Here is a 208-nt window from a genome sequence, read left to right on the forward strand (position 1 = left end):
CCGCACCTTGCGACCCTCGCCCCGGAACGCCTGCTCCAGTCCCTCCAGAGCCTCCCGCTCACCGGAGAGCACCACCTGCGAGGGGCCGTTCACGGCCGCAACACCAGCGCGGTCTGCCATGCCCTCAAGGAGCGGCAGCACGTCGGCCTCCGCCGCCTGCACGGCCAGCATGGCCCCGCCCTCGGGCAGTGACTGCATCAACTGGCCG

At 72.6% G+C, this 208-nt stretch carries 1 pseudogene; it reads right to left on the reverse strand.

Features of this window, described 5'->3' with window-relative positions:
* Positions 1-198, reverse strand: a pseudogene (locus tag ADL01_RS28580) (hypothetical protein); the annotation flags it as partial.
* Positions 199-208 lie beyond the last annotated feature (10 nt).

The sequence above is a fragment of the Streptomyces sp. NRRL WC-3618 genome, from assembly GCF_001280005.1.
Taxonomy (GTDB): Bacteria; Actinomycetota; Actinomycetes; order Streptomycetales; family Streptomycetaceae; genus Streptomyces.